At 54.2% G+C, this 21,912-nt stretch carries 19 protein-coding genes; 9 read left to right on the forward strand and 10 right to left on the reverse strand.

What is annotated here, in order from left to right; all coding sequences use genetic code 11:
• Positions 1 to 9 precede the first annotated feature (9 nt).
• From VMF88_12330 to paaD, 4 genes are all read left to right on the forward strand, one after another.
• Entirely contained in the window at positions 10 to 612 is a 603-nt protein-coding gene (locus VMF88_12330) for a class I SAM-dependent methyltransferase (protein ID HTY11846.1), read from the forward strand.
• A 33-nt stretch (positions 613 to 645) separates the two neighbouring features.
• Positions 646 to 951 carry a 1,2-phenylacetyl-CoA epoxidase subunit PaaB gene (gene paaB / locus VMF88_12335; protein ID HTY11847.1) on the forward strand — a complete coding sequence of 102 codons (306 nt, stop codon included), beginning with the start codon at positions 646 to 648 and terminating at the stop codon, positions 949 to 951.
• Entirely contained in the window at positions 951 to 1,724 is a 774-nt protein-coding gene (gene paaC / locus VMF88_12340) for a 1,2-phenylacetyl-CoA epoxidase subunit PaaC (protein ID HTY11848.1), read from the forward strand. The genes paaB and paaC overlap by 1 nt, the downstream gene beginning before the upstream one ends.
• A gap of 69 nt (positions 1,725 to 1,793) precedes the next feature.
• Positions 1,794 to 2,288: a 1,2-phenylacetyl-CoA epoxidase subunit PaaD gene (gene paaD / locus VMF88_12345; GenBank protein HTY11849.1), complete on the forward strand. Its 495-nt coding sequence runs from the start codon at positions 1,794 to 1,796 to the stop codon at positions 2,286 to 2,288.
• 46 nt (positions 2,289 to 2,334) lie between these two features.
• Here paaD and VMF88_12350 read toward each other — a convergent pair whose 3' ends face one another.
• Positions 2,335 to 3,120, reverse strand: coding sequence for an enoyl-CoA hydratase-related protein (locus VMF88_12350; GenBank protein ID HTY11850.1), 786 nt, complete (start codon positions 3,118 to 3,120; stop codon positions 2,335 to 2,337).
• Between the two features lie 223 nt (positions 3,121 to 3,343).
• Here VMF88_12350 and VMF88_12355 point away from each other — a divergent pair, with 223 nt between their 5' ends.
• Positions 3,344 to 4,618: a hypothetical protein gene (locus tag VMF88_12355; GenBank protein ID HTY11851.1), complete on the forward strand. Its 1,275-nt coding sequence runs from the start codon at positions 3,344 to 3,346 to the stop codon at positions 4,616 to 4,618.
• 103 nt (positions 4,619 to 4,721) lie between these two features.
• Here VMF88_12355 and VMF88_12360 read toward each other — a convergent pair whose 3' ends face one another.
• From VMF88_12360 to VMF88_12380, 5 genes are all read right to left on the reverse strand, one after another.
• Complete coding sequence (locus tag VMF88_12360) at positions 4,722 to 6,560, reverse strand: carboxypeptidase-like regulatory domain-containing protein (protein ID HTY11852.1); 1,839 nt, start codon at positions 6,558 to 6,560, stop codon at positions 4,722 to 4,724.
• Between the two features lie 56 nt (positions 6,561 to 6,616).
• Entirely contained in the window at positions 6,617 to 7,291 is a 675-nt protein-coding gene (locus VMF88_12365; GenBank protein HTY11853.1) for a hypothetical protein, read from the reverse strand.
• 223 nt (positions 7,292 to 7,514) lie between these two features.
• Positions 7,515 to 8,288: an enoyl-CoA hydratase-related protein gene (locus VMF88_12370; protein HTY11854.1), complete on the reverse strand. Its 774-nt coding sequence runs from the start codon at positions 8,286 to 8,288 to the stop codon at positions 7,515 to 7,517.
• A gap of 54 nt (positions 8,289 to 8,342) precedes the next feature.
• Positions 8,343 to 9,173 carry an enoyl-CoA hydratase/isomerase family protein gene (locus VMF88_12375; GenBank protein ID HTY11855.1) on the reverse strand — a complete coding sequence of 277 codons (831 nt, stop codon included), beginning with the start codon at positions 9,171 to 9,173 and terminating at the stop codon, positions 8,343 to 8,345.
• A gap of 71 nt (positions 9,174 to 9,244) precedes the next feature.
• Complete coding sequence (locus VMF88_12380; GenBank protein HTY11856.1) at positions 9,245 to 9,574, reverse strand: EthD family reductase; 330 nt, start codon at positions 9,572 to 9,574, stop codon at positions 9,245 to 9,247.
• A gap of 138 nt (positions 9,575 to 9,712) precedes the next feature.
• On the opposite strand from VMF88_12380, the gene VMF88_12385 reads away from it, so the two are divergent.
• A complete protein-coding gene (locus VMF88_12385) occupies positions 9,713 to 12,631 on the forward strand; it encodes a hypothetical protein (GenBank protein ID HTY11857.1) in 2,919 nt (972 codons plus the stop codon).
• Positions 12,628 to 14,463 carry a DUF2723 domain-containing protein gene (locus tag VMF88_12390; protein HTY11858.1) on the forward strand — a complete coding sequence of 612 codons (1,836 nt, stop codon included), beginning with the start codon at positions 12,628 to 12,630 and terminating at the stop codon, positions 14,461 to 14,463. The genes VMF88_12385 and VMF88_12390 overlap by 4 nt, the downstream gene beginning before the upstream one ends.
• A 22-nt stretch (positions 14,464 to 14,485) precedes the next feature.
• Here VMF88_12390 and VMF88_12395 read toward each other — a convergent pair whose 3' ends face one another.
• Positions 14,486 to 15,802 carry an ammonium transporter gene (locus VMF88_12395; GenBank protein ID HTY11859.1) on the reverse strand — a complete coding sequence of 439 codons (1,317 nt, stop codon included), beginning with the start codon at positions 15,800 to 15,802 and terminating at the stop codon, positions 14,486 to 14,488.
• 392 nt (positions 15,803 to 16,194) lie between these two features.
• On the opposite strand from VMF88_12395, the gene dgt reads away from it, so the two are divergent.
• A complete protein-coding gene (gene dgt, locus VMF88_12400; protein ID HTY11860.1) occupies positions 16,195 to 17,460 on the forward strand; it encodes a dNTP triphosphohydrolase in 1,266 nt (421 codons plus the stop codon).
• Positions 17,461 to 17,464: 4 nt separating this feature from the next.
• On the opposite strand, the gene VMF88_12405 is transcribed toward dgt, so the two are convergent.
• The 3 genes from VMF88_12405 to VMF88_12415 are packed head-to-tail and all read right to left on the reverse strand — an operon-like array spanning position 17,465 to position 19,718.
• The gene (locus VMF88_12405; GenBank protein ID HTY11861.1) at positions 17,465 to 17,716 is read right to left on the reverse strand and encodes a hypothetical protein; all 252 of its coding nucleotides are present in this window, start codon (positions 17,714 to 17,716) and stop codon (positions 17,465 to 17,467) included.
• A gap of 26 nt (positions 17,717 to 17,742) precedes the next feature.
• On the reverse strand, positions 17,743 to 18,354 hold the full coding sequence (locus VMF88_12410) for a c-type cytochrome (protein HTY11862.1): 612 nt from the start codon (positions 18,352 to 18,354) through the stop codon (positions 17,743 to 17,745).
• Complete coding sequence (locus VMF88_12415; protein HTY11863.1) at positions 18,351 to 19,718, reverse strand: c-type cytochrome; 1,368 nt, start codon at positions 19,716 to 19,718, stop codon at positions 18,351 to 18,353. The genes VMF88_12410 and VMF88_12415 overlap by 4 nt, the downstream gene beginning before the upstream one ends.
• A 419-nt stretch (positions 19,719 to 20,137) precedes the next feature.
• Here VMF88_12415 and VMF88_12420 point away from each other — a divergent pair, with 419 nt between their 5' ends.
• On the forward strand, positions 20,138 to 21,799 hold the full coding sequence (locus VMF88_12420) for a TrkA C-terminal domain-containing protein (protein HTY11864.1): 1,662 nt from the start codon (positions 20,138 to 20,140) through the stop codon (positions 21,797 to 21,799).
• Positions 21,800 to 21,912: the final 113 nt, after the last annotated feature.

Genomic DNA, 21,912 nt, shown 5'->3' on the forward strand with positions numbered 1-21,912 from the left:
GACAACACAATGTTTGCACAGATTGAACCATCGATCATTTCGCGGATGGAATATCTTGAAGCGATCGATAAAAAGGACAGGGTTGACGGGACGGCACAGGCGAGGCGGCTCCGGCAAATTCCGCCGGAGACGGGAAAATTCATCGCTACCCTGGCGGCAAAGTGCTCGCGCGACGGAGAGTTCATAGAGATCGGCACCAGCGCGGGGTATTCAACGCTCTGGCTTTCGCTGGCCGCAAAAGAGATCGGCGTGAGAATAAAAACGTTCGAGATCCTCCCCGAAAAAGTAAAGCTTGCGAAAGAGACATTCAGGATGACGGGATCCGAGAAATACGTCGAGTTGATCGAAGGCGACTTTCTTTCGCACTGCGATGCAATAAAGAAAATTTCCTTTTGTTTCCTGGACGCCGAGAAAGAAGTGTACCTGGAATGCTTCAAGGCAGTCGCACCGAAGCTGATGGAGAACGGACTGCTGGTCGCCGACAATGCGATCAGTCATCGTGACGGGGTCAAACCGATGATGGATGCTGCGACAGCTGATAAGAGGTTCGATTGTTTGACAGTGCCGATCGGCACGGGGGAATTCATTTGCCGCCGGATATCGAGAACATAACATCTGCCTGCGCAGAAAACCGTAATAACCGTCATGGCTGAAAACACACAACAGAGCGATACTGAAGGCCAATTGTGGGAAGTCTTTCTCCAGAGCGAGACCGGCGCCCCGCATGAACATGCCGGAAGCGTCCACGCCGCGGACGCCGAGCTGGCCCTCCAGAATGCACGCGATGTCTACGCGCGCCGCGGAAGCGTCGTGAGCATCTGGGTGGTCCCGTCCCAAGCGATCACGGCGACGAGTCCGTCCGATATCCATCCGTTCTTCGACCCGGCCGACGATAAGGTCTACCGGCATCCTCAGTTCTATAAAATTCCGAAAGCGGTCAAAGGATTCTGATGGATATCGACTTCCTCACTCAGCAACATCTGGCAAATTTTTTGCTGCGGCTCGGGGACGACCGTTTAGTGCTTGGGCACCGCCTTTCCGAGTGGTGCGGACATGCCCCGGTGCTTGAGGAGGACATTGCGCTCACCAATATTGCCCTGGACGAGATCGGACAGGCGGCAGCTTTTCTGCATTTGGCGGGCGAAACCGAGGGAAAAGGGAGAACTGAGGATGACCTCGCATATTTCCGGGAGGCAACGCAATTCACAAACATCCGCCTGGTCGAGCAGCCAAACATCGATTTCGCGGCGACGATCGCACGGCAATTCTTATTCGACACCTATAATTACTTCCTTCTGCAAAGGATCCAGGAAAGCAGGATCGAGCAGCTCGCCGGGATAGCAGCAAAAGGGTTTAAGGAAGCGACCTATCACCTGCGACATTCGAAAGAATGGATGCTCCGGCTTGGCAACGGAACAGATGAGAGCCATCGCCGCCTTCAATCGTCGATGAGCGAACTATGGCCTCTCACGAAAGAATTTTTTTCCTACGACGAAACGGAGCTGTCGTTGGTCGACGGCGGGATGATCCCCTCGTTGGAAGGCATTGAAGAAAAATGGGATGAAGTCGTCCGCCAAAGTTTGGACGCTGCGCATCTCTCCATTCCGGAAAGCAACAGCGGGAAAGTTCTGGTAAGCCGGTACGGAACGCACAGCGAGCATCTCGGACACATGCTGGCGGAGATGCAGATCGTCGCGCGGTCGTTTCCCGGAGCGAAGTGGTAGGTTGGCAGTGCTTGATGCAGAGTACGGGAACGTGAATTTCAAATTTTCATTCTTGATTTTTTAATTATCATGCACCATCCTTCAAAAGACGAGCTGCTGAATATTCTCTCGGGAGTCCACGACCCTGAAATTCCGGCGCTCGACGTCGTCGAAATGGGGATCGTGAGGAATGCGGAGTGCAGCGGAGGAGCTGTACAGGTGGACATCACGCCGACCTACTCGGGCTGCCCAGCCATGAGAGCGATCGAGGACGATATCATTGCGGCGCTGAAGAATGAAGGGTTTGAAGATGTTCTTGTCAACACCGTGTACTCTCCCGCATGGACAACGGAGTGGTTGACCGATTCCGCCAAACTAAAGCTCAAAATCAACGGGATCGCGCCGCCGGGAAGATCCGCACATGGAGTGATCGTGATCCTTCCGACCATACGTCAGAGTCTTGCGTGTCCTTTTTGCGAATCCCATGATACCGAGGTGAGAAGCGAATTCGGATCGACCGCCTGCAAATCGCTGCACTATTGCAACAACTGCAAACAGCCGTTCGAACATTTCAAAGAAATATAGAAGTCGGAATGAGACCGGCCGAACTTTGCGATCGCATCGTTTAGACCTACTTCCCCTTGAACACTCCCTTTCTTTTTTCCAAAAAGGCTTTGACTCCTTCCTGATGATCTTCGGTCCGAGAAGCGAGCTCCTGAATGACGGCTTCATAATCCAAGAGAGCATCCAGATCGCTGGCGAGTGATTTGTTCAACGTCCGCTTGATGAGGCCGATCGAACGCGTCGGAGCATGTGCAAGTTTTTCCGCGATGTCCATGACGGTCTTTTCCAATTCCGCTGACGCGACGACCCGGTTGACCAGGCCGACCCTTTCCGCTTCAACGGCGTCGATGTCGCGTCCCGTGGCAGCATACTCGAATGCCTTCGCCATTCCGACGAGGCGCGGGAGAAACCAGTGAGACCCCGAATCGGGGACAAGCCCGATGCGGATGAAGACCTCCGTCAACTTTGCTGATTCGGCCATAATGCGCATGTCGCAGGCGAGCGCAATGCTGAGCCCGGCTCCGGCAGCGACGCCGTTGATCATTCCTATGACCGGTTTTTCGATCGCCCTCATTTTTCTGATGAGGGGATTATAGCTTTTCTCCAGCGATTCTTTGAGCGAACGATGAGAAGTGCTCCGCTCTTTCAGATCCTGGCCGGAACAGAATGCCTTCTCCCCTGCGCCCCGCAGAACAATGCAGCGAACGTCGTCATCCTTCTCAGCCTGCCTGAACGCCTCGTTTAATTCCTTCTTCATCGAGTCGTTCAGCGCATTGTAGCTTTCAGGCCGATTGAGGGTGATCGTAAGAACGGAATTCCTAGTTGTCGTGAGGATCGTGGCATCGGTTTGCATAGGTAACAGCCTCGAATTGTGGAAGAGTGGAACAGATGGAACAATGGAATAACGGCCCGTCCAGAAGCGGGGTTTCCAATGCACAGGTTGACAGCGTCGCAACCCGACGGAACTTTTTGTTTGAATATAGACATTTTTTATCTTAGAATGACCCCGTAGGGAACAACGGTTTTTGCCTCTCTGTTGCAATAAGCGATGGGAAAATAATTTGGAGGAGGAGGATATGAAAAGCTTTTATGCTCTTGGAATGAAATTATGGGTTTCAGGGCTATTCTTTTTCGTTGTCCGCTGCAATGCACAGCAGCTGCCGGCATCGGTGCACATGACGCCGGTAAGGGAATCCAAACTCGTACCGGTCAAGCTGATCGTGCCGGATAAGTACAAAGGGAAAATTGCCGACACCCTCGTCCTTAACGTGCCGGAGGGATATTCCGCAAAAGTGTTCTACGCGGGAGGGTTAAGCAAAGCCCGCTTTTTCGCCTGGGGACCCGACAGCGTTTTGTATGTTGCGAACAAAAACAGCGGGGAGATCATTGCGATGCCGGACCGCAATCACGACGGCGTTGCGGATACGGGGATCGTCGCTGCGTCGGGATTCCACCTTTCGCATGACCTCCAGTTCTACAAAGGGGCGATGTACGTCGCCGAGGAGCGGCGGATCATGAAATGCACCGATGAAAACGGCGACGGCATTTACGAGACGAAAAGCGTTTTTATCGATGAGATCGGGAAGGGAAACAAGCAGGTCACCGGCGGTCACGACACGCGGACGATCGTGTTCGATCCGCAGGGAAAGAAAATGTATCTGTCCATCGGTTCGTCGTGCAACGTGTGCCGCGAGGATTTTCGCGCCATCATTGAAGAATATAATGACGACGGGACCGGCCGGCGCACGTTCGCAACCGGCATTCGCAATGCCGTCGGCATGACGCTGCACAACGGACGCCTCTGGGCGACGAACAACGGAAGCGATTGGGAGGGAAACGACATTCCTCCGGAGTGGATCGACATCGTACGCGACGGAGGATTTTACGGCCATCCCTTTGCCTATGCGCAGGGGATCTACTTCGATTTCAACGCGCACGACGAATACAAGAAGCTGCTCCCGCTTACCGCAGCCGACAGCGCGCACGTCGCCTCGATGCATCAGCCGGCGGCGCTGGTGCAGGCGCATTCCGCTCCGATGGCGATCGAGTTCTCGAACTCTTCCATGCCACCGCAATTCCAGAACGGCGCCTTCGTCGTATTCCGCGGCTCGTGGAACAGGTCGGTGCCGACAGGATATAAGCTCGTGTTCTTAAAATTCAAGAACGAAAAGGACACCGTCGCCGAATACGTGACCGACGTTGTCACCGGCTTCCAACCGACGGGATCGACGACTTCTAGGACAGTGTGGGGGCGTCCGGTGGGAGTGGCTCTGGATCTGCGGGGTAACATTTATCTCAGTTCCGATGATATAACGCAGTTCATTGCGATCATATCGCCCGTCAGGCATTAAAGAAGAATGCTCATTTTGTTGCGGCTCTTTGCGAATGGCCGCAGAAAAATAAAGAGGCTCCGGTTGGTTTTTCCGGAGCCTCTTTTCATTTCACGTTCGGAAATTAGAAGGTCTTGCTGTTCGCCGTTTGGTCAATGCTATTTCCGGCGAGATCCGTGACATTGTTGCCTACGAAGATCACATATCCAACAGGCAGCGCCGCGCTCGTGGTCACTCCCAATTGAACGACGTAAGAACCGCCGACAAACCCGAGATAGTTTGCGGTGTTTACGGTGAACACAACGCCGCCGGTGTTCCCGAAGGAGTAATTACCGATCGTTTCAGCCGTGGAGATCGTCAGAGGTTCCGTAAAGCGCAGGGTATATGTCCATGAATTCGTTCCCCCCGCCGCAGCGACGCTTGAGGTGCCCAGGAGTTGCGGTTTCACGACATCTGCCACCGTTATGATGTTGCTCGATGGTCCCTCAACAAGGTCCTTGCTGACACCCCGAACGAGATACTGAACGGAACTCGCTCTCAAAGGATTGACGGCAGCCGACGGGTAAACAAGCGACCCCGAATTGGTGTTGAACTGAATTCCTGTAAAATCCGACTGAAGAAGCTGGAATGATCCGCCGTCCACGCTCCAGTAAATATTGTAGCTTCTCGCGCTGGCATCATAATTCCACTCGAGGCCGACGGCCCCGCCCCCGAAGTCGAGGTTGGTCAACACCCCGGCAATGAGCCGCCGTGTAAGCGCGGGAGCTGCCGGTACCGGCGACGCGCCGTTCGTTGTGAACTGCATCGCCTCGAAGTCCCCGATGATCTGAGGATTGTTAACGACCGCTAAGTTAGCGTTGTCGGTAAGGTTGCCGGAGTTGAACGCCGCCGTTAGATCCACAGAGTATTTTGCCGACCCCACGATCCCTTGAGGGGTAATGGTCAGCTGTGTAAACCCGGCGTTCCACTGAGCCGAAAATGTGACGGCGGTTGCAGTTTTCTTTAATCCAAGATATGTGATCTTGATATCATCGATGATCGTGTTGCTGCCGAGCGGCAAATCAGTCCGCGTATATGCCCTTTGTTTGATCGGCTCGGAGAAGGTATAGACAACTTGCAGGTTGTTGGGCGAGACGTCCGAATTATTCTCCGGAGTCAGTCCGATGACAAAGGGATTGACGTTGTCGACCGGCGTAATCATAAGCCTTTCTGCAGCGACTTGTGAACGGAGCGAATCACTGATGGCGTTCGCAGGAAGCGTGAACGCAGCCAGCGTTCCCTGGAGCGAGCCGTCGCTGCTCCGCGATTTGAGGACGACCGTCAGTCCGTTGTCGACGGCAGGAAAAAGATAATTCCCCGAAGCCGAGGTTGTCGTTTGCCCGATCAAGACGTTGGGGAAAACGGTCGCGTCAAAGAGCATCACGGTTGCATTGGCAACCGGCTGTTGATTCTGATCGACAACCTGACCGGTCACCGTCGTATTGAGATAGGAAATCTGGAGAAGTGCGCTTCCTACCATGTCGCTTACGGCGGAATCCCCGGATGCGAGCGAGGTGAACGTGATGGTGACGTTACTGTAATAATAGTTCCTGTATTTTTTACTGCTGTCCGTTTGCGCTGCGTTATAGGCGACAAGCGATACGGTGAGCGTGTAGGTGCCCGAAAAAACCGCGGTCCCGTTGACGATCTGATATTGCCCGACTGGCACGTTGGCAAATGAATAGGCCCCCGCTCCGTCAGAGGTGACCGACTGCACACCGCCGTCGTATCCCACTGAAATAACGGCCCCCTTTACAGGCACATTGGTGATCCTATTTACGATTAATCCGGTGATCGTACCTTTCGGCTGATATGTCAAGAGCGACTGGGGTTCGATCGGTGTTGAAGAATTTTGTTTGCATCCCGCCATCAACGCTACAACACACACGATGCAAATCTTGAGCACTATGGATTGTCGGTTCATAACTCTCTCCCTTCGAGAACTGTTGTGTGGAAAATAAATATGGCAATAACACCAATTCAAAGAACTATCGGAATGCCGATCTGAATTCCTCCGGTGATTCCTTTCATGACAAAGTCGAGGTCGGAACGCACAGGCGATACCGTGCTCGCGTACGTGTACCTTCCTTCGATCGAGAAGGATACGCCCAAAGAGTTCACGAATTCTATCCCAAGAAGGGCATGAAGCTGCGCCAGCTGTGCATTGACCTGGGCAACGCCCGGAAGCGCGGTGTACGTGCGCTGGGTATTCAACCAGAGATACCCCAACCCTCCCCCTCCATAAATCGTTGCCACCGATACCGGCGCGCTCACGATATACGATCCGCCGGTGTAATACAGTTGCAGAAAATTGGTCGCGTTCCCCTTGGCCGCTTTCCAAACACTCCCTCCGAATTCTGCCTGGACGGCTTGTCCGTTCGACGGCGTATATCGCAGTCCTGCGAGGACAAAATAGTAGTTCTTAAAATCATTCCCCGAGGGGAGCGAATAACCTTTTTCGATGGATTGGTATATTGCGTTAACGTCTGAAAAATTTTGTCCGAAATAGTCTCCGGCAACAAACAACGTGAGAGGCGCATCGCCGGACCTCGGCTGGATCGGAACGGCAGGCTTCTGTTGTCCCTGCGCAAACATCGGCTGCGAAAAGGCAATGAGAGCCGAAAGTAAAAAAGGAAGTGAAATAAATCTCTTCATAAAAAGCTCCCTCCTAAGCATTGGTCGACCGGATTTTTATAGAGCATCTCTAGACCTTACAAAAAGAAATCAATCATTCGGTCAAATGCAATGAGTCCTTCATTGGCCTTGACCTATATCACCATACGGATTTTCGTGAATTTCAGGAACAAAACGGGATATTCCTACCATGGATCACTTCCTTTTTGTGAAAGCACTGTCCATTTGCGGGAAATCCGCCGATTTACTTCCCTTTCCATTCCGCCTTTCTTTTTTCCACGAACGCTTTCATTCCTTCTTTTTGGTCGTCGCTGGCAAAGAGCATGTAAAAGTTCTTCCGTTCGAACTCAAGCCCCCCCTCGACCGTCGTATCGAACGATTTCAGCACTGCCTCTTTTCCGAGCCGCACTGCAACCGCCGGCTTGGACGCGATGACCTTGGCAAGATTTTTCGCTTCCTCGACAAGGTACTCGTTCGGCACTACCTTCACGACAAGCCCCCATTGTTTCGCCTCCTCGGCAGTGATCATCGATCCGGTGAGCACCATTTCCATCGCTTTGTATTTTCCGACGGCGCGCGTCAGACGCTGCGTCCCGCCGGCTCCCGGAATGACGCCGAGATTGATCTCCGGCTGGCCGAATTTTGCCGATTCCGATGCCACGATGATGTCGCAGGTCATCGCGAGCTCGCAGCCGCCGCCGAGCGCAAAACCGCTCACCGCCGCAATGATCGGCTTCTTGATTTTTCGGATCCGGTCCCAGCGCGCAAACTGGTCGCGCTGCAGCATGTCAATCGCCGACGCATCGGCCATTTCTTTGATGTCCGCCCCGGCGGCGAAAGCTTTTTCATTCCCGGTGAGAATGATGCAGCGAACATCGTGGTCCTTATCCAGCTCTTCGAGCGTCGACACCAGCTCTTCCATCAACGCCATATTGATGGCGTTCAACACGTCGGGGCGATTGAACTGAATGAGAGCATATCCCTGCTCTTTGGTGAGAATAATGGTGGTGAGATTCATGCGAGTTCCGAAATTTTATGAGAATAAAACCGCAGTGACCTTGGACGAATACGATTATTTCTTCCGCGAACGAAGCTTTTTGTAGTCTATCGGTCTCTTTTCGTTGAACGCTCTTATCCCCTCGACGATTTCCGGCGCCGACGTATGGACGGTAAGCCAGTCTTTCGCATGGCCGATAGTGAGCGCCCAGGAAAAATTCCGCCAGAAGTTCAGCTGCTCTTTGGTGTAGCGGGTGCATTCGGGGAGTTTATTCACAAGGGTTTCGGCCATCGCTGCAACCGCTTTGTCAAGGTTTCTTCGGGGCACGACCTGATTGATCAACCCCCAGGCAAACGCCTCTTTCGCTTTCAGTTCTTTCCCGAGCATCAGCATTTCGCGTGCCCGGCGGTCGCCGATAATGATCGGCAGCCATTGCGTCCCTCCGGCCGCAGCGACACTGCCCCGCGAGGTGCCGACGTGCTTGATCACAACGTCCGACGCGGCGACCGCAAAATCGCAGGACATCTGCAGTTCATTTCCGCCGCCGACGACCATGCCGTTGAGCCGTGCGATCGTCGGCTTGCCGATGTTGCGCAGCCGCTCGAACGTCTCGATGAACACCCCCATCCACTTGTAGAAATCGTCCGCTTTCGTCAGAAAATCCTCGTTCCATTCCTTGATATCAGCACCGGTGCAAAATGCTTTTGTGCCGGCTCCGGTAAGAACGATGACAGCGACGTCGTCGTCCCATTGGGCTTTTTGCAGCGCATCGCCCAGTTCTTGCAGCATCTCCAGATTGAGCGCGTTGTGGACCTGCGGGCGATTCAACGTGATCAGCACAGTGAATTCCGATTTCGCGAAGAGAATCGTGTTGTAGTTCCTGGGGGAGGGGGAATATTTTTTCATACGAGCCGTTTGCCTTCGATATGAATGGATGAGACGGACATCGGCCGTTGATGCGCTGCAAGGCCCGCAGTTCAATCCTCGAATGTTTTGATGTTTTCGCGGGATGTCACGTCGGCGTACATGAGCGTAACATACTTCGCGGCGAATCCCATCAGGTCTTTGCCCGCTGCCCTCCCTGCCGGCGACGCCAGGGCTGCATCGAGCGCATCGCGCGTGTCAAAATACATCTCACACAAGAGATACTCCGGCGTCTCGCCGATGGCAGAGCCGGTGATCTTCGCGAGTTCCATGTGGCGCAGGCCGGGGAGTTTCTTCACCAACGGAGCATGGATTTCCGCGTAATGCTTGTCGAACGAGGCAACGTCGTCCGGCTTTTTATAGAGAGCGATGAGTTTGACCATGGAATTCCTTTATCACTTTGGCGGGGCAATGTCGTAATATAGGCGAAGCATGCTGGAAAATCAAACGCGCGGAAGCAGATTGAATTTTCTCCTCCTTTTTTCTATACTATTGCAGTGTTGTTCATTCACGAATCTTCGATGGCTCCGTCCACGCTCCCCTCATCGCACACGCTCTCCGGCGATTCGCTCCGCCATATCAAAGTCATTGAAAAAATCTTCTTCAACGCAGGGCTGGGCGAACATGCGCCGCAGTTCTTCGGCAGGCTCGAATTGCAGCTGTCCCGCTCCGCCGACGAAACGATGGCGGCGACGAACTTTGTCCGTTTCATCGAAGCGAGTTTCAGCCAGGCTTCTATCCTTCGCGATCTCAACGAACACCCGGTGCTCCTCGAAACGCTGGTGCTCATCTTCGGCGTCTCACAGTTCTTCTCGGACATCCTCATCCGCGACCCGGAATTGTTCCGCTGGCTCACGACAACGAACATCCTTGAACTGTCCAAGACGAAAGAGGAATTTTTTGCGGAATCCCGGCAAAGCATCGATCCGTTTGAATCACATGCGCGGAAGCTCAACGCCCTTAAACGCTACCAGCGGCGGCAAATGCTCCGGATCGGAGTCCGGGATATTCTCGGCCTGGCCGACCTCGAGTCGACGACGCGCGAGCTTTCGCACCTGGCCGATGCCGTCGTTGCCCGCGTCGGCGAGCTGTGCTGGATCGATCTGAGGAATCAATACGGCGGCGAGCCGAAAACCGCATGGACGATCCTTGCCCTGGGAAAACTCGGCGGCGAAGAACTGAATTACAGCTCCGATATCGACATCATCGCCGTCTATGACACGGACGGAAAAATGGAATCGTCGTCCTTCGGCATGACCTGCGGGGAATTTTTTGTCCGCTTCATTGAACATGTCGTCGGCACTCTTTCACATCCGACGGAAGAAGGATATTTCTACCGCGTCGACATGCGCCTGCGTCCGGACGGCAAAGCGGGGGCGCTCATCCGGTCGTTCGAATCCGCGATGATGTATTATGAATCACGCGGAGAACTGTGGGAACGGCAGATGCTGATCAAGGGGCGGCATCTTACCGGGGACGAATCGTTCGCACAAAAATTCCTCGCGGCGCTTTCGCCGTTCGTCTATCCCCGTACTTTTTTCCAAAACCCGATCGACGAAATATCCCGCATCAAGGCCAGGATAGAAACCGACTCCGATCCCGGCAATATCAAGCTCAAACCCGGCGGGATCAGGGATATCGAATTCATCGTCCAGGCTCTCCAGCTTCTGAACGGAGGAAAAAATCCCGATCTCCGGACAGCAAATACGCTTGCAGCGATAGAACTCCTCTGCGGAGCATCGCTTCTTGCGGAACGCGAGGCTGCCCGGCTCCGCCAGGCATATATTTTTCTGAGGACCCTCGAACACAGGCTTCAAATGCTCGCGTATACCCAAACGCACTTCCTTCCCGAAACAAAACGGGAGCGAAAAAAAATAGCCGCGCGAATGGGGCTGTCCCCGGAACGGTTCGACAAACTTCTCGAAGAACATTTTCGAAGCGTGCGTCATGTGTTCAGGGCCGTTTTTACAAAGAACGACGCCGAGCGCGGCTCGGACATCGAACACTTCCTCGCGAGCAAGCCGGATTCCGAGTTTTCACGAACATTCGCCCTGCAGTATCGCTTAAGCAGCAACGACAAGACATTGCGCATCCTCCGCAGGATGGCGTACGGAACGAACCTGCTCGGCAAAAAGGAATATCCGGAAAGGACGCGAACGCTGTTCAAAAATATTGCGGGGGCATTGCTGGAAGAGATCGGCGCGTCAGCCGCTCCCGACCAGGCGCTCGCGCACTGCGAAAAGATCTTCTCGTCGTTCCCCTCCATCGACGTCATGTACTCCTTGTGTTCCGAAAGACATTTTCGCAAATCCCTGGTGGACCTTTGTGCGAGAAGCGGGATGCTTGCAAAGCAGTTCGCTCTTTCTCCCCCCCTCGCCGAAACGATCCTTACCGGCATCGACAGCATGTTGAGCGAAGGCCCTCAGCGGCCGTCCAAAAGATCCAACCTCCATGAATGGAAGGTCCAGGAAGAATGCCGAGCGGCGGTGAACTACCTTCTCAGGGATACGAATGAATCGGCGCTGTTTCGATCTCTCTCGGAAATTGCCTCCGCTATTCTCTCTTCTTTCTATGAAGAGGAACGAAAAAAACTGAAGCTCGCGGCTGGGGTAAAATTTTGCATCCTTGGACTGGGCAAACTCGGAGCGTTTGAAATGAACTTCGGGTCGGATCTCGACCTGGCCTTCTTCTTCAAGGCGAATCGGAAATCGGATGCGGAGAAATGCGAGCGGCTTGCGGCGAAGATCATCACCCGGTGTTCTCATCCAATATCCTCCGGAAAATTGTACGACGTCGATGCACGGCTCAGACCGGAAGGAAGGAATGCTCCGCTCGCGGTCTCAGAGGCTCAGTACCTCGGCTATCTGCGGCAAAGAGCGTCGTTGTGGGAGCGCCAATCGCTGACACGCGCTCACGTGATCGCGGGGAACCATGGTTTCGCCGAAGACATCATGAGGTCCATCCGCACGTCGATCTATTCTACCTATCTCCCTGAGGGTTGGACGCGGCAGATCGCAGCGATGCGGTCAAAGACCGAGTCAAGAAGCAGGACATCCGCAGAACTTATCGACATCAAACTCGGACGGGGAGGGTTGATGGATGCAGAATTCGCGGTACAAGCCCTCCAACTTTCACGAGGGATGAACGCATTTCCCTCCACCAACATGTACGAGCTACTTGATTTCTTTTCAAAAAGATCTCCGATGAGCGATACAATCGGCGCCTTGCAGAACAACTACTCATTGCTTCGCCGCGTGGAGACCGCGATGCGCCTCGGACTCGACGTCAACACCCATATCATTCCCGCGGACGACGAACAGCTGACGTATCTCTCTCGGCTGTTTCATTACACATCCGCAGCGGAATTCTTAGCATCTCTCCGTTCATCCATGAAAGAAACGCGCCGGTTGTTTGAATCCATTCTCGCCTCTCTCGAATGACCTCACTTCTTGAACATAAGCATCGGGACCACCTTGCTGCCGGAATTCTCTGGGCGGCCGTGTTCATCGTCTATCTCCTGACCATCGCGAAAACTGTCGGTTTTATCGACAGCGGGGAACTCGCTACCGTGCCGTATATTCTCGGCATCGCGCACCCGACCGGCTATCCGTTGTGGACGCTCGTGACTCACATCTTCTCTCATCTCCCGATCGCCCAGGAAGAAATTGTCCGGTTAAATATATTTTGTGCTCTCGCGGCTTCTTCGGCGGCTGCCATATTTTTTTACGCGATGCTCCTCCTGCTGCGGCGTGCGAAAGCGGCGAACAATGACGGAGAAGCCGTCATTCCGGCTGCATTCTCGGCCCTTGTCCTTGCATTCTCTCAAACATTCTGGGACCAGGCAACATCGATCGAGGTCTATGCTTTTCATCTGCTGCTCATCAGCACGACATTGCTTGTATTTCTCCGCGCGGTCTTCAGTTTTGTCGATGAGCACGTTGTCGACCAGCGCAAGTGGCTCCTCTTCGGGTATGTCCTGGGGCTGAGCTTTACGAACCATCTCACGACACTTCTTCTTGCCCCGGGATTTATTTTCCTGTACTTCGCGGCGTTCGGATTTTCAAGGGAGGGGATACGGCAGCTTTTTATTCTCGCCATTCCGTTCGCTGCCGGACTTTCTGTTTATATTTATTTTCCCGTCAGAGCGGTGCAGCAGCCGGTGCTGGACTGGGGATATCCCGCAACCCTTGAACGGATCCTGTGGCATGTCTCCGGTAAACAATACCAGGTGTGGATGTTTTCTTCGACAGCCGTAGCGGCAAAACAATGGAATCATTTTCTCAGCTCCGCCCCGGTTCAATTCTATTATCTCCCGCTCCTCTTTTCGCTTTTCGGTGCAATACGGCTGCTGATTCAGGAACGGCGCATCTTTGCGTTCATCCTCCTTCTTTTCGGCGGATGCATCGCATACACCGTCAACTACGATATCCACGATATTGACTCGTACTTTCTTCTTGCGTACACGGCATTGGCGATGTTCGCAGGATTCGGAGCCCGTGAAGCATGGCTCCTCTTAAAAAAGAGGGGCGGGAAGGCTGTTTTCGCAGTCATTCTTCTCATCATCGCCGCTGCGGAGCTGGGCGCAAATTGGAACGATGTCGATGCGAGCAGCGACGACCTTGTACGGGATTATACCTCAACGATCCTTTCAAACCTTAAACCGCACGCGATCATTCTTTCTTACCAATGGGATTATTTCGTCTCTGCATCATACTATTTCCAATACGTCAAACACGAGCACACCGATGTTACGGTTATCGACAAAGAACTGCTGCGCCGTTCATGGTATGCCATGCAGATGGAAAAAGACCATCCCATTTTATACGAAAAATCGAGATCGGAGATCGGAGGGTTCCTTAGAGCAGTGTATAGGTTTGAGCACGATGAGCCGTACGACCCTGCGGTGATCGAGGCCAGCTACAACAGAATGATCGACAGCTTCGTCGACCACAATATCGACAGCGTGCCTGTGTATGTTACCAGCGAGATCGAACCCCATCTCGCATCGCACTTTCGACGCGTCCCCGAAGGCCTGGCCTTCCGGCTTTACCGGGACTCAGCGTATCACCCGGTTGAATTCCCGGTGATCTTCCATCATCCATCGCGTAAAAAAGACGTGTACACTCAGCAGATCCAACTGATGTACGTCAAAATGCTGATGCAGAGAGCGATGTACGAAGAAGCGTTCCATAAGAACGACGTTGCGCAGCAGTATGCGAAGAAGGCGTATGAAATTAAGGCCACCATCGCCGTTGGAAATACCCCTGAATGACCCTCCGAGCCGCTGCTGAATCTTAGAACGAATACCCGGTCTCTCCGTGCTGACTCAAATCCAGCCCTTCCATTTCCTCAACGTCCTTTACCCGGACACCCATCGTGGCATCAAGCACCTTCAAGATGATCCACGTTACGACAAATGAATAGACAAGCGCCGCTCCGACGCTCACGGCTTGCGTCCCGATGAGCGCGGCATTGCCGAAAAATAATCCGTCGCTTCCCGCCGCATTGATCGCTTTGGAAGCAAACAATCCGGTCGCGAGAGCCCCCAGCGTTCCTCCGACGCCGTGCACTCCGACCGCATCGAGCGAATCATCGTACCCGAGCCTTGTCTTCATGCCGACGGCGTAGTAACAGACCATTCCGGCGAGGATTCCTATGGCGAGCGCAGACATCGGACCGACGAATCCTGACGCCGGCGTTATCGCAACGAGGCCGGCAACGGCTCCCGACGCCGCGCCGAGAACGGTCGGCTTGCCGCGATGCCACCATTCCACAAATGTCCACGAAAGCGTTGCAGCAGCGGCGGCAAGGTGCGTGGCAATGAACGCAGAAGCTGCAAGAGCGCCGGAACCAAGGGCGCTCCCGCCGTTGAATCCGAACCATCCGAACCAAAGAAGAGCTGCGCCGAGAAGGGTCAACGTCAAATTGTGCGGCGGCATCAGCTCGCCGGAATGCCCGCGCCGCTTCCCGATGATCATCGCAGCAACGAGCGCCGAAACACCGGAACTGATGTGGACCACAAGTCCGCCGGCGAAATCGAGAGCCCCAAGGTTGTGGATCCATCCCCCCGTTCCCCATACCCAATGGGCAATCGGCGCATAGACAAAGGTGGACCAGAGGATAAGAAATACGAGATACGTTTTGAACCTGAACCGTTCAGCGAACGCGCCGGTGATGAGCGCAGGAGTGATGACCGCAAACATCATCTGGAACACCATGAACAATTGATGCGGCACCGTCGCGGCGTAGTCGGGATTCGGCTCAAGTCCCACTCCCCGCAGACATGCCCATTGAAGTCCGCCGATGACATGGCCGATATCCGGGCTGAACGCCAGGCTGTATCCGAACAAAACCCACTGCACCGATACAACCCCGAGCGCAATAAAGCTTTGCATGACGGTGCCGAGAACATTCTTTCGTCTCACCATGCCGCCGTAAAAAAGAGCAAGGCCCGGCGTCATCAGCATGACAAGCGCTGTCGAGACGAGCATCCACGCCGTGTCGCCGGCATCAATTTTAGGGATGGGGGGAGCTTGTTGATTTTGGGCAGGGACCGAAGCCGGGAGCAGGAAAAGCAGCAGAAGCAGCGTCACCACGGAAAAACGTCTCATCGCAAACCTCACCTTGTTCGTTGGAAAAATGCTGTGCACATTGTCCCACTTCCACAATGCGAGCTCTGCGTCGTTCTCTTATTGCATTCGCCCCCTCGACGCGACCGATCAACTCCCTCTCATCTGCAACATTCACATCGCACCACCGGCAATGCTGCCGATGCTCATAAGCGCTCTCACCATGCGGAATCTACGCATGTGCACACGCGGTCAAAAAAGAAAAGCAACCTAGTTAAGAAAAATGCCATTCAAAGATAAGAATTTTAGGAATTATGTCAAACAAACTTAACTAATTAACTTTCGGGTGCCTGCCATCTTTCACTTGTCTTTCGGCGGGGGTTTCCCTATTTTCAATTCGTTGTTTCACGTACCGGCCCTCATTGCATTTGCGCATGGAAAACAGGTTTTACAACGATTTCGACACGCTCTGCCTCACGAAGCGGCGGACGCCGGATTATCGATCGCCGTTCGAAACGGACCGGGACAGGATCATCCACACTTCCGCATTCCGGCGGCTGCAGGCGAAAACACAGGTCTTCCTTTCCGGCGAATACGATTTCTACAGGACCCGCCTGACGCACTCGCTCGAGGTGGCGCAGATCGGACGTTCGATCTGCAAGTTCCTCCGGCACAACAGCCCGCTCCTTTCCCCGGAATTCACGATCGATTCGAACCTCGTCGAAGCCATCTGCCTCTCGCACGACCTCGGGCATCCTCCGTTCGGACATTCCGGTGAACGAACGTTGAACGAGTTGATGAAGCCGTACGGCGGCTTCGAAGGGAACGCACAGACACTGCGCTTGATCACTGAAACGATCTATTCCTCCGGCGGCACCCGCCAGGGAATGAATCCGACACGGGCATTCCTCGACGGCATCCTGAAATACAAAGTCCCTAATGGAGAGTTTGAAAACCCGGAGAACCATTTTATTTACGACGAGCAGCGGAATTTTGTCGAATTCGTTTTCGACGGAACACTGGCCGCCGGGGATTTCCCTGACCGTAAAATGCTGAACTCCTTCAGAAGCATCGAATGCCAGATCATGGACTGGTCGGACGATGCGGCTTATTCGCTCAACGACCTCGCGGATGGGATCCATTCCGGCATCATCAATAAAGAGAAGATCGAACAATGGGGATCGGAACGAACGTTGTCGGCTGTTCAAAGCCGTTCGCTCGAGCAGATTCTCGCTGCTATCACCGCAAAGAAGCTGGAAAAGACCGTCGCCGGGAAGATCGGGGAGTTTATTCAGGCGTGCAGTTTGAGCGAGTGGAAAAACTTTATGAGCGGGAAAACGAACAGGTACCGTTTTCAACTGCGTATCGACAGTGCCGTCCTTCAGGAAGCCGAGCTCTATAAAAGAATATCGGTCGACCTCGTCTTCCGATCGCCGCAGCTTCACCAGCTCGAGCACAAAGGGGGATACATCCTGAAGAAGATCTTCACCGCATTCCAGGAGAACTATCTGCAAAAGGCCAATTCGAAGACCAACCTACTGCCGCACGACACCGAGCAGCGTGTGCGCGCTGCAGCGGCGCCGGGCGAGCGGATGCGCTTGTTGTGCGACCACATTGCCGGAATGACCGACGGTTTCGCGGTCCGGACGTACAAGCGGCTGTTCGACGCCGAATTCGGATCGCTGGCGGACCTGGTCTGATTCCTTAGTGCGATGCCTTCAGCATTTCAGGGGTGAACTTGTTCAGCTTCACGACCCTTGCTTCTTTCCGGCTCATCGACGGAACGACCATTCTCGCCTGTGCTTCGTTCTCGGCCTCGATAATGGTAAAGCCTGTGTGGTTTCCCGAAGAACATCCCCATTCGAAGTGCGTCAGGTATCCCAGGGCCTCTACCTGCTTCACCACATGGTAACAATCGTCTTTGGTATGGGGGGATTCCACCAAATATCTGTCCATGAGAATTTCCTTTCCTGCTGGAAAAATTATTTCGCCGCTCCTTGGTCGGCATAGTCATACGGATAAAACAGATACAACGCGTCGGAGCTGTTTGGGGACCATTCCGGCACCTTGTGTCTCACCGGCTTGACATGGCGAAGGTAGACGACGAGGGCATGGCGGTCCTCTTCGTTCATATTTGAGAAGCCCGGCCACGGCATGACCGTCGTTTGGAAATATCTTCCGTCATGAAAAATGCCGCTGCGCAGGACACGCTTGACATCCTCATCCGACCTGTTCGCAAGGCCTGTCTCCGGGTCCGGCGTCAGGTTGCGCGAGTATGAAGTGCCGGCGTGGTTCAACTCAAACTTCGCCCCGCCGGCAAGAAATTCACTCCAGTTCGGCCCCTGGTCCCCCTGCGGCGTATGGCAGTCGCTGCAGTCGGAATATGACATGATATATTTTCCCCGTTCGGCGATCACTCGTTCGGCGGGATCGCTGATGTTTTCAAGGGATGAGGCGACCGCTTCGGCGTGGGGACCTGAAAACGCTTCCCGCGGCAGAAGATCGAACGGAGGAATGAGATACAGGAACGCGAGAAACCCTATCACGATCAAACACGCGGCGACAATACCGATCCATTTCAATATCTTCTTCATGGCTGCACCTCCTTTGCCCGTTCAACCTTGACAGCAAAATTCATTTCTCCTCCCGTAGGGGTCTGCGACACCGGATTTTGCGTGCTCATGTTCATGGGATATACGCGCGCAGGAATTTTTTCCTTCAGGATCAACATTCGGAATTTCCCCCAAAGATACGCGAAGATGTTCGGCTTATCCGGGTCGGGAATCTGCTTGTGCACTGCCGGAACCGTCCGCAGGTATGCAACGATAGCGTTTTGATCATCCTCCCTGAGCGCGGCGAAGGATGCCCACGGCATCGGGAACGGAAGGAATTTCCTGCCGTCGCGTGAGATGCCCTGGGTGAAGGCGCGTTTGATCTCCTGGTCCGTCCAGTCTCCCAGACCGGTCTCTTTGTCCGAAGTGAGGTTTCGCGTCACGAACTTGCCGAATGGGTAGAGGTCGAAGGTCAGCCCGCCGGACAACTGCGAACCTTCGACGATATGGAGGTCCGCGTCATACATAGAATGACACCCGGCACATCCGATGGACCGGACAAGGTACTTTCCGCGTTGAACGGGGTCGGCTTTCGCCATTGCATCAATGCTCGCGTAAAATTCTTTCGCTTCCTGCTCGTTCATCTTCCAAACAGGCTTGCGCGCGATCGATACGACGTAATTCGCAAGATCCCACATCTCCTTGTCGCTGGCGGCGCCGACGTACGACGGCATCGGCGTTCCGTCGACCCCGGTTCTGAACCTGAGATAAATATCGCGTGCCGTGGCTCCTCCGCGGAACGTCCATGGCTCCGTTAGGTTCACCGCGCTGGTTTCAAAATTCCAGTCGTCCTGAAAATCCCTTGACACTGCGCCGAGCCCGGCGCCGTCGGTGCCGTGGCAGTCGGCGCACTGCAATTTGGCGTAAACCTTTTTTCCGTTCGCCGCGCTTGCAGCAGAGAACGGAACCTGAGCGCTTACGTGAATAGGCTTCGGTTTATCTTTTTGGAAACGGGGAGAGAATGTTTTCACATAGTCGACAACATCCCTCAAAGAATCGCCTGTGATGAATTTTGCCCAGTCGGGCATCGCGGTTCCGTGAAGACCGTTCTTGACTGTTGAGGTCAGATCTTCGTCCGTGGGCAGGCTTCCGGATTCCGTCGAACGGAACTTGAACAGGCCGGTAGTGAAATTTCGCGGGCGCGGGTTCAGGAGTGCCGATGCAATGCCGTCCCCTTTCCCCGTTGCCCCATGGCATTGAGCGCAATGTGCTTCGTAGACAGCTTTGCCGACGTTGAGCTGCGACGAGCCCTGGCTGCCGGCCGGTTCGCTTTGCGCGGGACCTGAGAAGAAGATCCACAGAGAAAGCGCTAAACCTATGCGAGAGGGTCTGGATACTGTCGCCATTGTTCCTCCGTACGATGAATGATTGAAGTTGGTAAATTATTCAACTGCCGTAAAAATTCTCCGGACGACGATCATCACGCCCTTTCTTTTGAGTCTGGAATATCAGTTGCGTTGCGAAATATGCTGGTGCAAAATAGCCATGCCGCCGCATAAGGGAACGGGTGCGAGAGCGTTCAGCGATCCGCCTTCTCTTCATCGACGGAAAAAAGAAGACACTGACGTTCTCATGACGCGAACGACCAACGAAATTTTTACCGGAAAAGATTAATGGTATTGCGATCGGTCCCCGATTCGAATTCACGCCCTACAAGCGTTGAATCTCCCCTGTCTTTTGTGTACATTGGTGCGTTAATGTATGTTTTCAAAGAGAATAAGTCAATAGCCTCGTTCTCCCCTTTTTATTCCGTGTATCCGTCGAAATGCAGCCCCTCATAGATTTTTTCGCCGAAAACCCGCTCCTTCTTTTCTTTACTGTCATCGGCCTCGGATACCTTGTCGGAGAGATCAAGATCTTCGGCTTCAGCCTCGGAGTTTCGGCAGTGTTGTTCGTTGGGATCGCCTTCGGCGCCCTCGATAGGCGGCTCGCTCTTCCCGACTATATTTATATCATCGGTCTTGTCCTTTTCGTGTACGCCGTCGGGCTCCAGTCGGGCCCGAGCTTCTTCGCCTCCTTCCAAAAGCGGGGAATGCACATCAACGGCATGGCCGCACTGCTCATCGCTGTCGGCGGATTGGTGACGGTCGCACTCTGGAAGATCCTCGGCATTTCCGCCTCGAGTGCGGCCGGACTTTTTTGCGGCGCATTGACGAGCACTCCCGCCCTGGCGGCGACGGTCGAGACCGCGAAGTCACTTTCCGCGAATCTTCCGCGCGATGCTGCCGACCTCAATGCGAGCAGCCCCGTGGTGACGTACGGGCTTGCCTATCCGTTCGGCGTGCTTGGAGTCCTGCTATGGTCGTTCGTTTTTGTTAAAATTTTCAAAATAGATTTTGCAAAAGAAGAGGCCGCGCGGTTGCGGGAAACAGGGTCGGATGTCATCGTCAGCCGGACGTTCAACGTCACCAATCCGGCAGTCGACGGCAAAAGCGCCGCAGAGGCTCTTCAGCTGCTCGGCCAGCCGGCCTTCACGCTCAGCAGAATCCAAAAGGGAGAACTCATCGAGATCGCCGGGCCCGACACCATCCTCTCCCGGGGCGACAGGATTGTTGCGGTTGGGACCCATGACGCCCTCGAACGGGCCAGGATACTCTTCGGAGAGGAATCGCCGGATCATCTCCCGCTCGGCAACACCGGCATCGATTTTCGCCGCATCTTCGTCTCTCATCCGTCCGTTGTCGGAAGACGGATCCACGAACTCAACCTCGAAAAGGAATTCGGCGCCACGATCACCCGCCTGCGGCGGGGCGACGTCGACTTTGTTCCGTCTCCTGATACCATCCTCGAGTTAGGCGACAGGATCCGCGTCGTGACGCGCCTCGAAAACCTCGACCGCATCACAAAATATTTCGGCGATTCGATGAAAGCGATCTCGGAGACCGATTTTCTTTCGATCTCGTTCGGCATTGTCCTCGGAGCGATGGTCGGCATGATCCCGATCCCGCTCGCTCACGGCATGTCGTTCAAACTCGGGTTTGCCGGCGGACCGCTCGTCGTCGCGCTGATCCTCGGGAGGCTCGAACGGACGGGACCGATCCTCTGGGCGCTGCCGTTCAATGCCAACCTTGTCCTGAGACAAACGGGGCTTGTCTTTTTCCTTGCCGGCATCGGTACGAAAGCCGGCTTCGGTTTCGGAACGATTTTTCAGTCGGGAGGATGGGAACTGATCGCCGCGGGAGCTCTCATCACGACATGCGTCGTCGTCCTGACCGTCATCGTCTCCTACAAATACCTGAAGTTCCCCATGTCCGCCGTCGTGGGCATCGTTGCAGGAATGTCCACTCAGTCGGCGTGCCTTGCCTACGCAAACCAGCAAACGCAAAATGACCAGCCGAATATTTGGTATGCCACCGTTTATCCGGCCTCGATGATCGCAAAAATCATCGTGGCGCAGGTCATTGTTTCGCTCCTCTGGGCACGATAGCGTCCATTCCCGCCGTTTTGGAGCCGACGGCAGTTTTTTCTCCCCCTTTCATTGACTTTTTTCAATTATTTTGGTATAATAGTAGTCCAATTTTGAAACACCATTATTCTGAG

The sequence above is a fragment of the Bacteroidota bacterium genome (assembly GCA_035506275.1).
In the GTDB taxonomy this organism is placed as follows: domain Bacteria; phylum Bacteroidota; class Ignavibacteria; order UBA10030; family UBA8401; genus JAGVPT01.

Coding starts and splice junctions, on each gene's coding strand:
- VMF88_12330 (HTY11846.1), top strand. CDS start 10: ATGTTTGCACAGATTGAACCATCGATCATTTCGCGGATGGAATATCTT.
- paaB (HTY11847.1), top strand. CDS start 646: ATGGCTGAAAACACACAACAGAGCGATACTGAAGGCCAATTGTGGGAA.
- paaC (HTY11848.1), top strand. CDS start 951: ATGGATATCGACTTCCTCACTCAGCAACATCTGGCAAATTTTTTGCTG.
- paaD (HTY11849.1), top strand. CDS start 1,794: ATGCACCATCCTTCAAAAGACGAGCTGCTGAATATTCTCTCGGGAGTC.
- VMF88_12350 (HTY11850.1), bottom strand. CDS start 3,120: ATGCAAACCGATGCCACGATCCTCACGACAACTAGGAATTCCGTTCTT.
- VMF88_12355 (HTY11851.1), top strand. CDS start 3,344: ATGAAAAGCTTTTATGCTCTTGGAATGAAATTATGGGTTTCAGGGCTA.
- VMF88_12360 (HTY11852.1), bottom strand. CDS start 6,560: ATGAACCGACAATCCATAGTGCTCAAGATTTGCATCGTGTGTGTTGTA.
- VMF88_12365 (HTY11853.1), bottom strand. CDS start 7,291: ATGAAGAGATTTATTTCACTTCCTTTTTTACTTTCGGCTCTCATTGCC.
- VMF88_12370 (HTY11854.1), bottom strand. CDS start 8,288: ATGAATCTCACCACCATTATTCTCACCAAAGAGCAGGGATATGCTCTC.
- VMF88_12375 (HTY11855.1), bottom strand. CDS start 9,173: ATGAAAAAATATTCCCCCTCCCCCAGGAACTACAACACGATTCTCTTC.
- VMF88_12380 (HTY11856.1), bottom strand. CDS start 9,574: ATGGTCAAACTCATCGCTCTCTATAAAAAGCCGGACGACGTTGCCTCG.
- VMF88_12385 (HTY11857.1), top strand. CDS start 9,713: ATGGCTCCGTCCACGCTCCCCTCATCGCACACGCTCTCCGGCGATTCG.
- VMF88_12390 (HTY11858.1), top strand. CDS start 12,628: ATGACCTCACTTCTTGAACATAAGCATCGGGACCACCTTGCTGCCGGA.
- VMF88_12395 (HTY11859.1), bottom strand. CDS start 15,802: ATGAGACGTTTTTCCGTGGTGACGCTGCTTCTGCTGCTTTTCCTGCTC.
- dgt (HTY11860.1), top strand. CDS start 16,195: ATGGAAAACAGGTTTTACAACGATTTCGACACGCTCTGCCTCACGAAG.
- VMF88_12405 (HTY11861.1), bottom strand. CDS start 17,716: ATGGACAGATATTTGGTGGAATCCCCCCATACCAAAGACGATTGTTAC.
- VMF88_12410 (HTY11862.1), bottom strand. CDS start 18,354: ATGAAGAAGATATTGAAATGGATCGGTATTGTCGCCGCGTGTTTGATC.
- VMF88_12415 (HTY11863.1), bottom strand. CDS start 19,718: ATGGCGACAGTATCCAGACCCTCTCGCATAGGTTTAGCGCTTTCTCTG.
- VMF88_12420 (HTY11864.1), top strand. CDS start 20,138: ATGCAGCCCCTCATAGATTTTTTCGCCGAAAACCCGCTCCTTCTTTTC.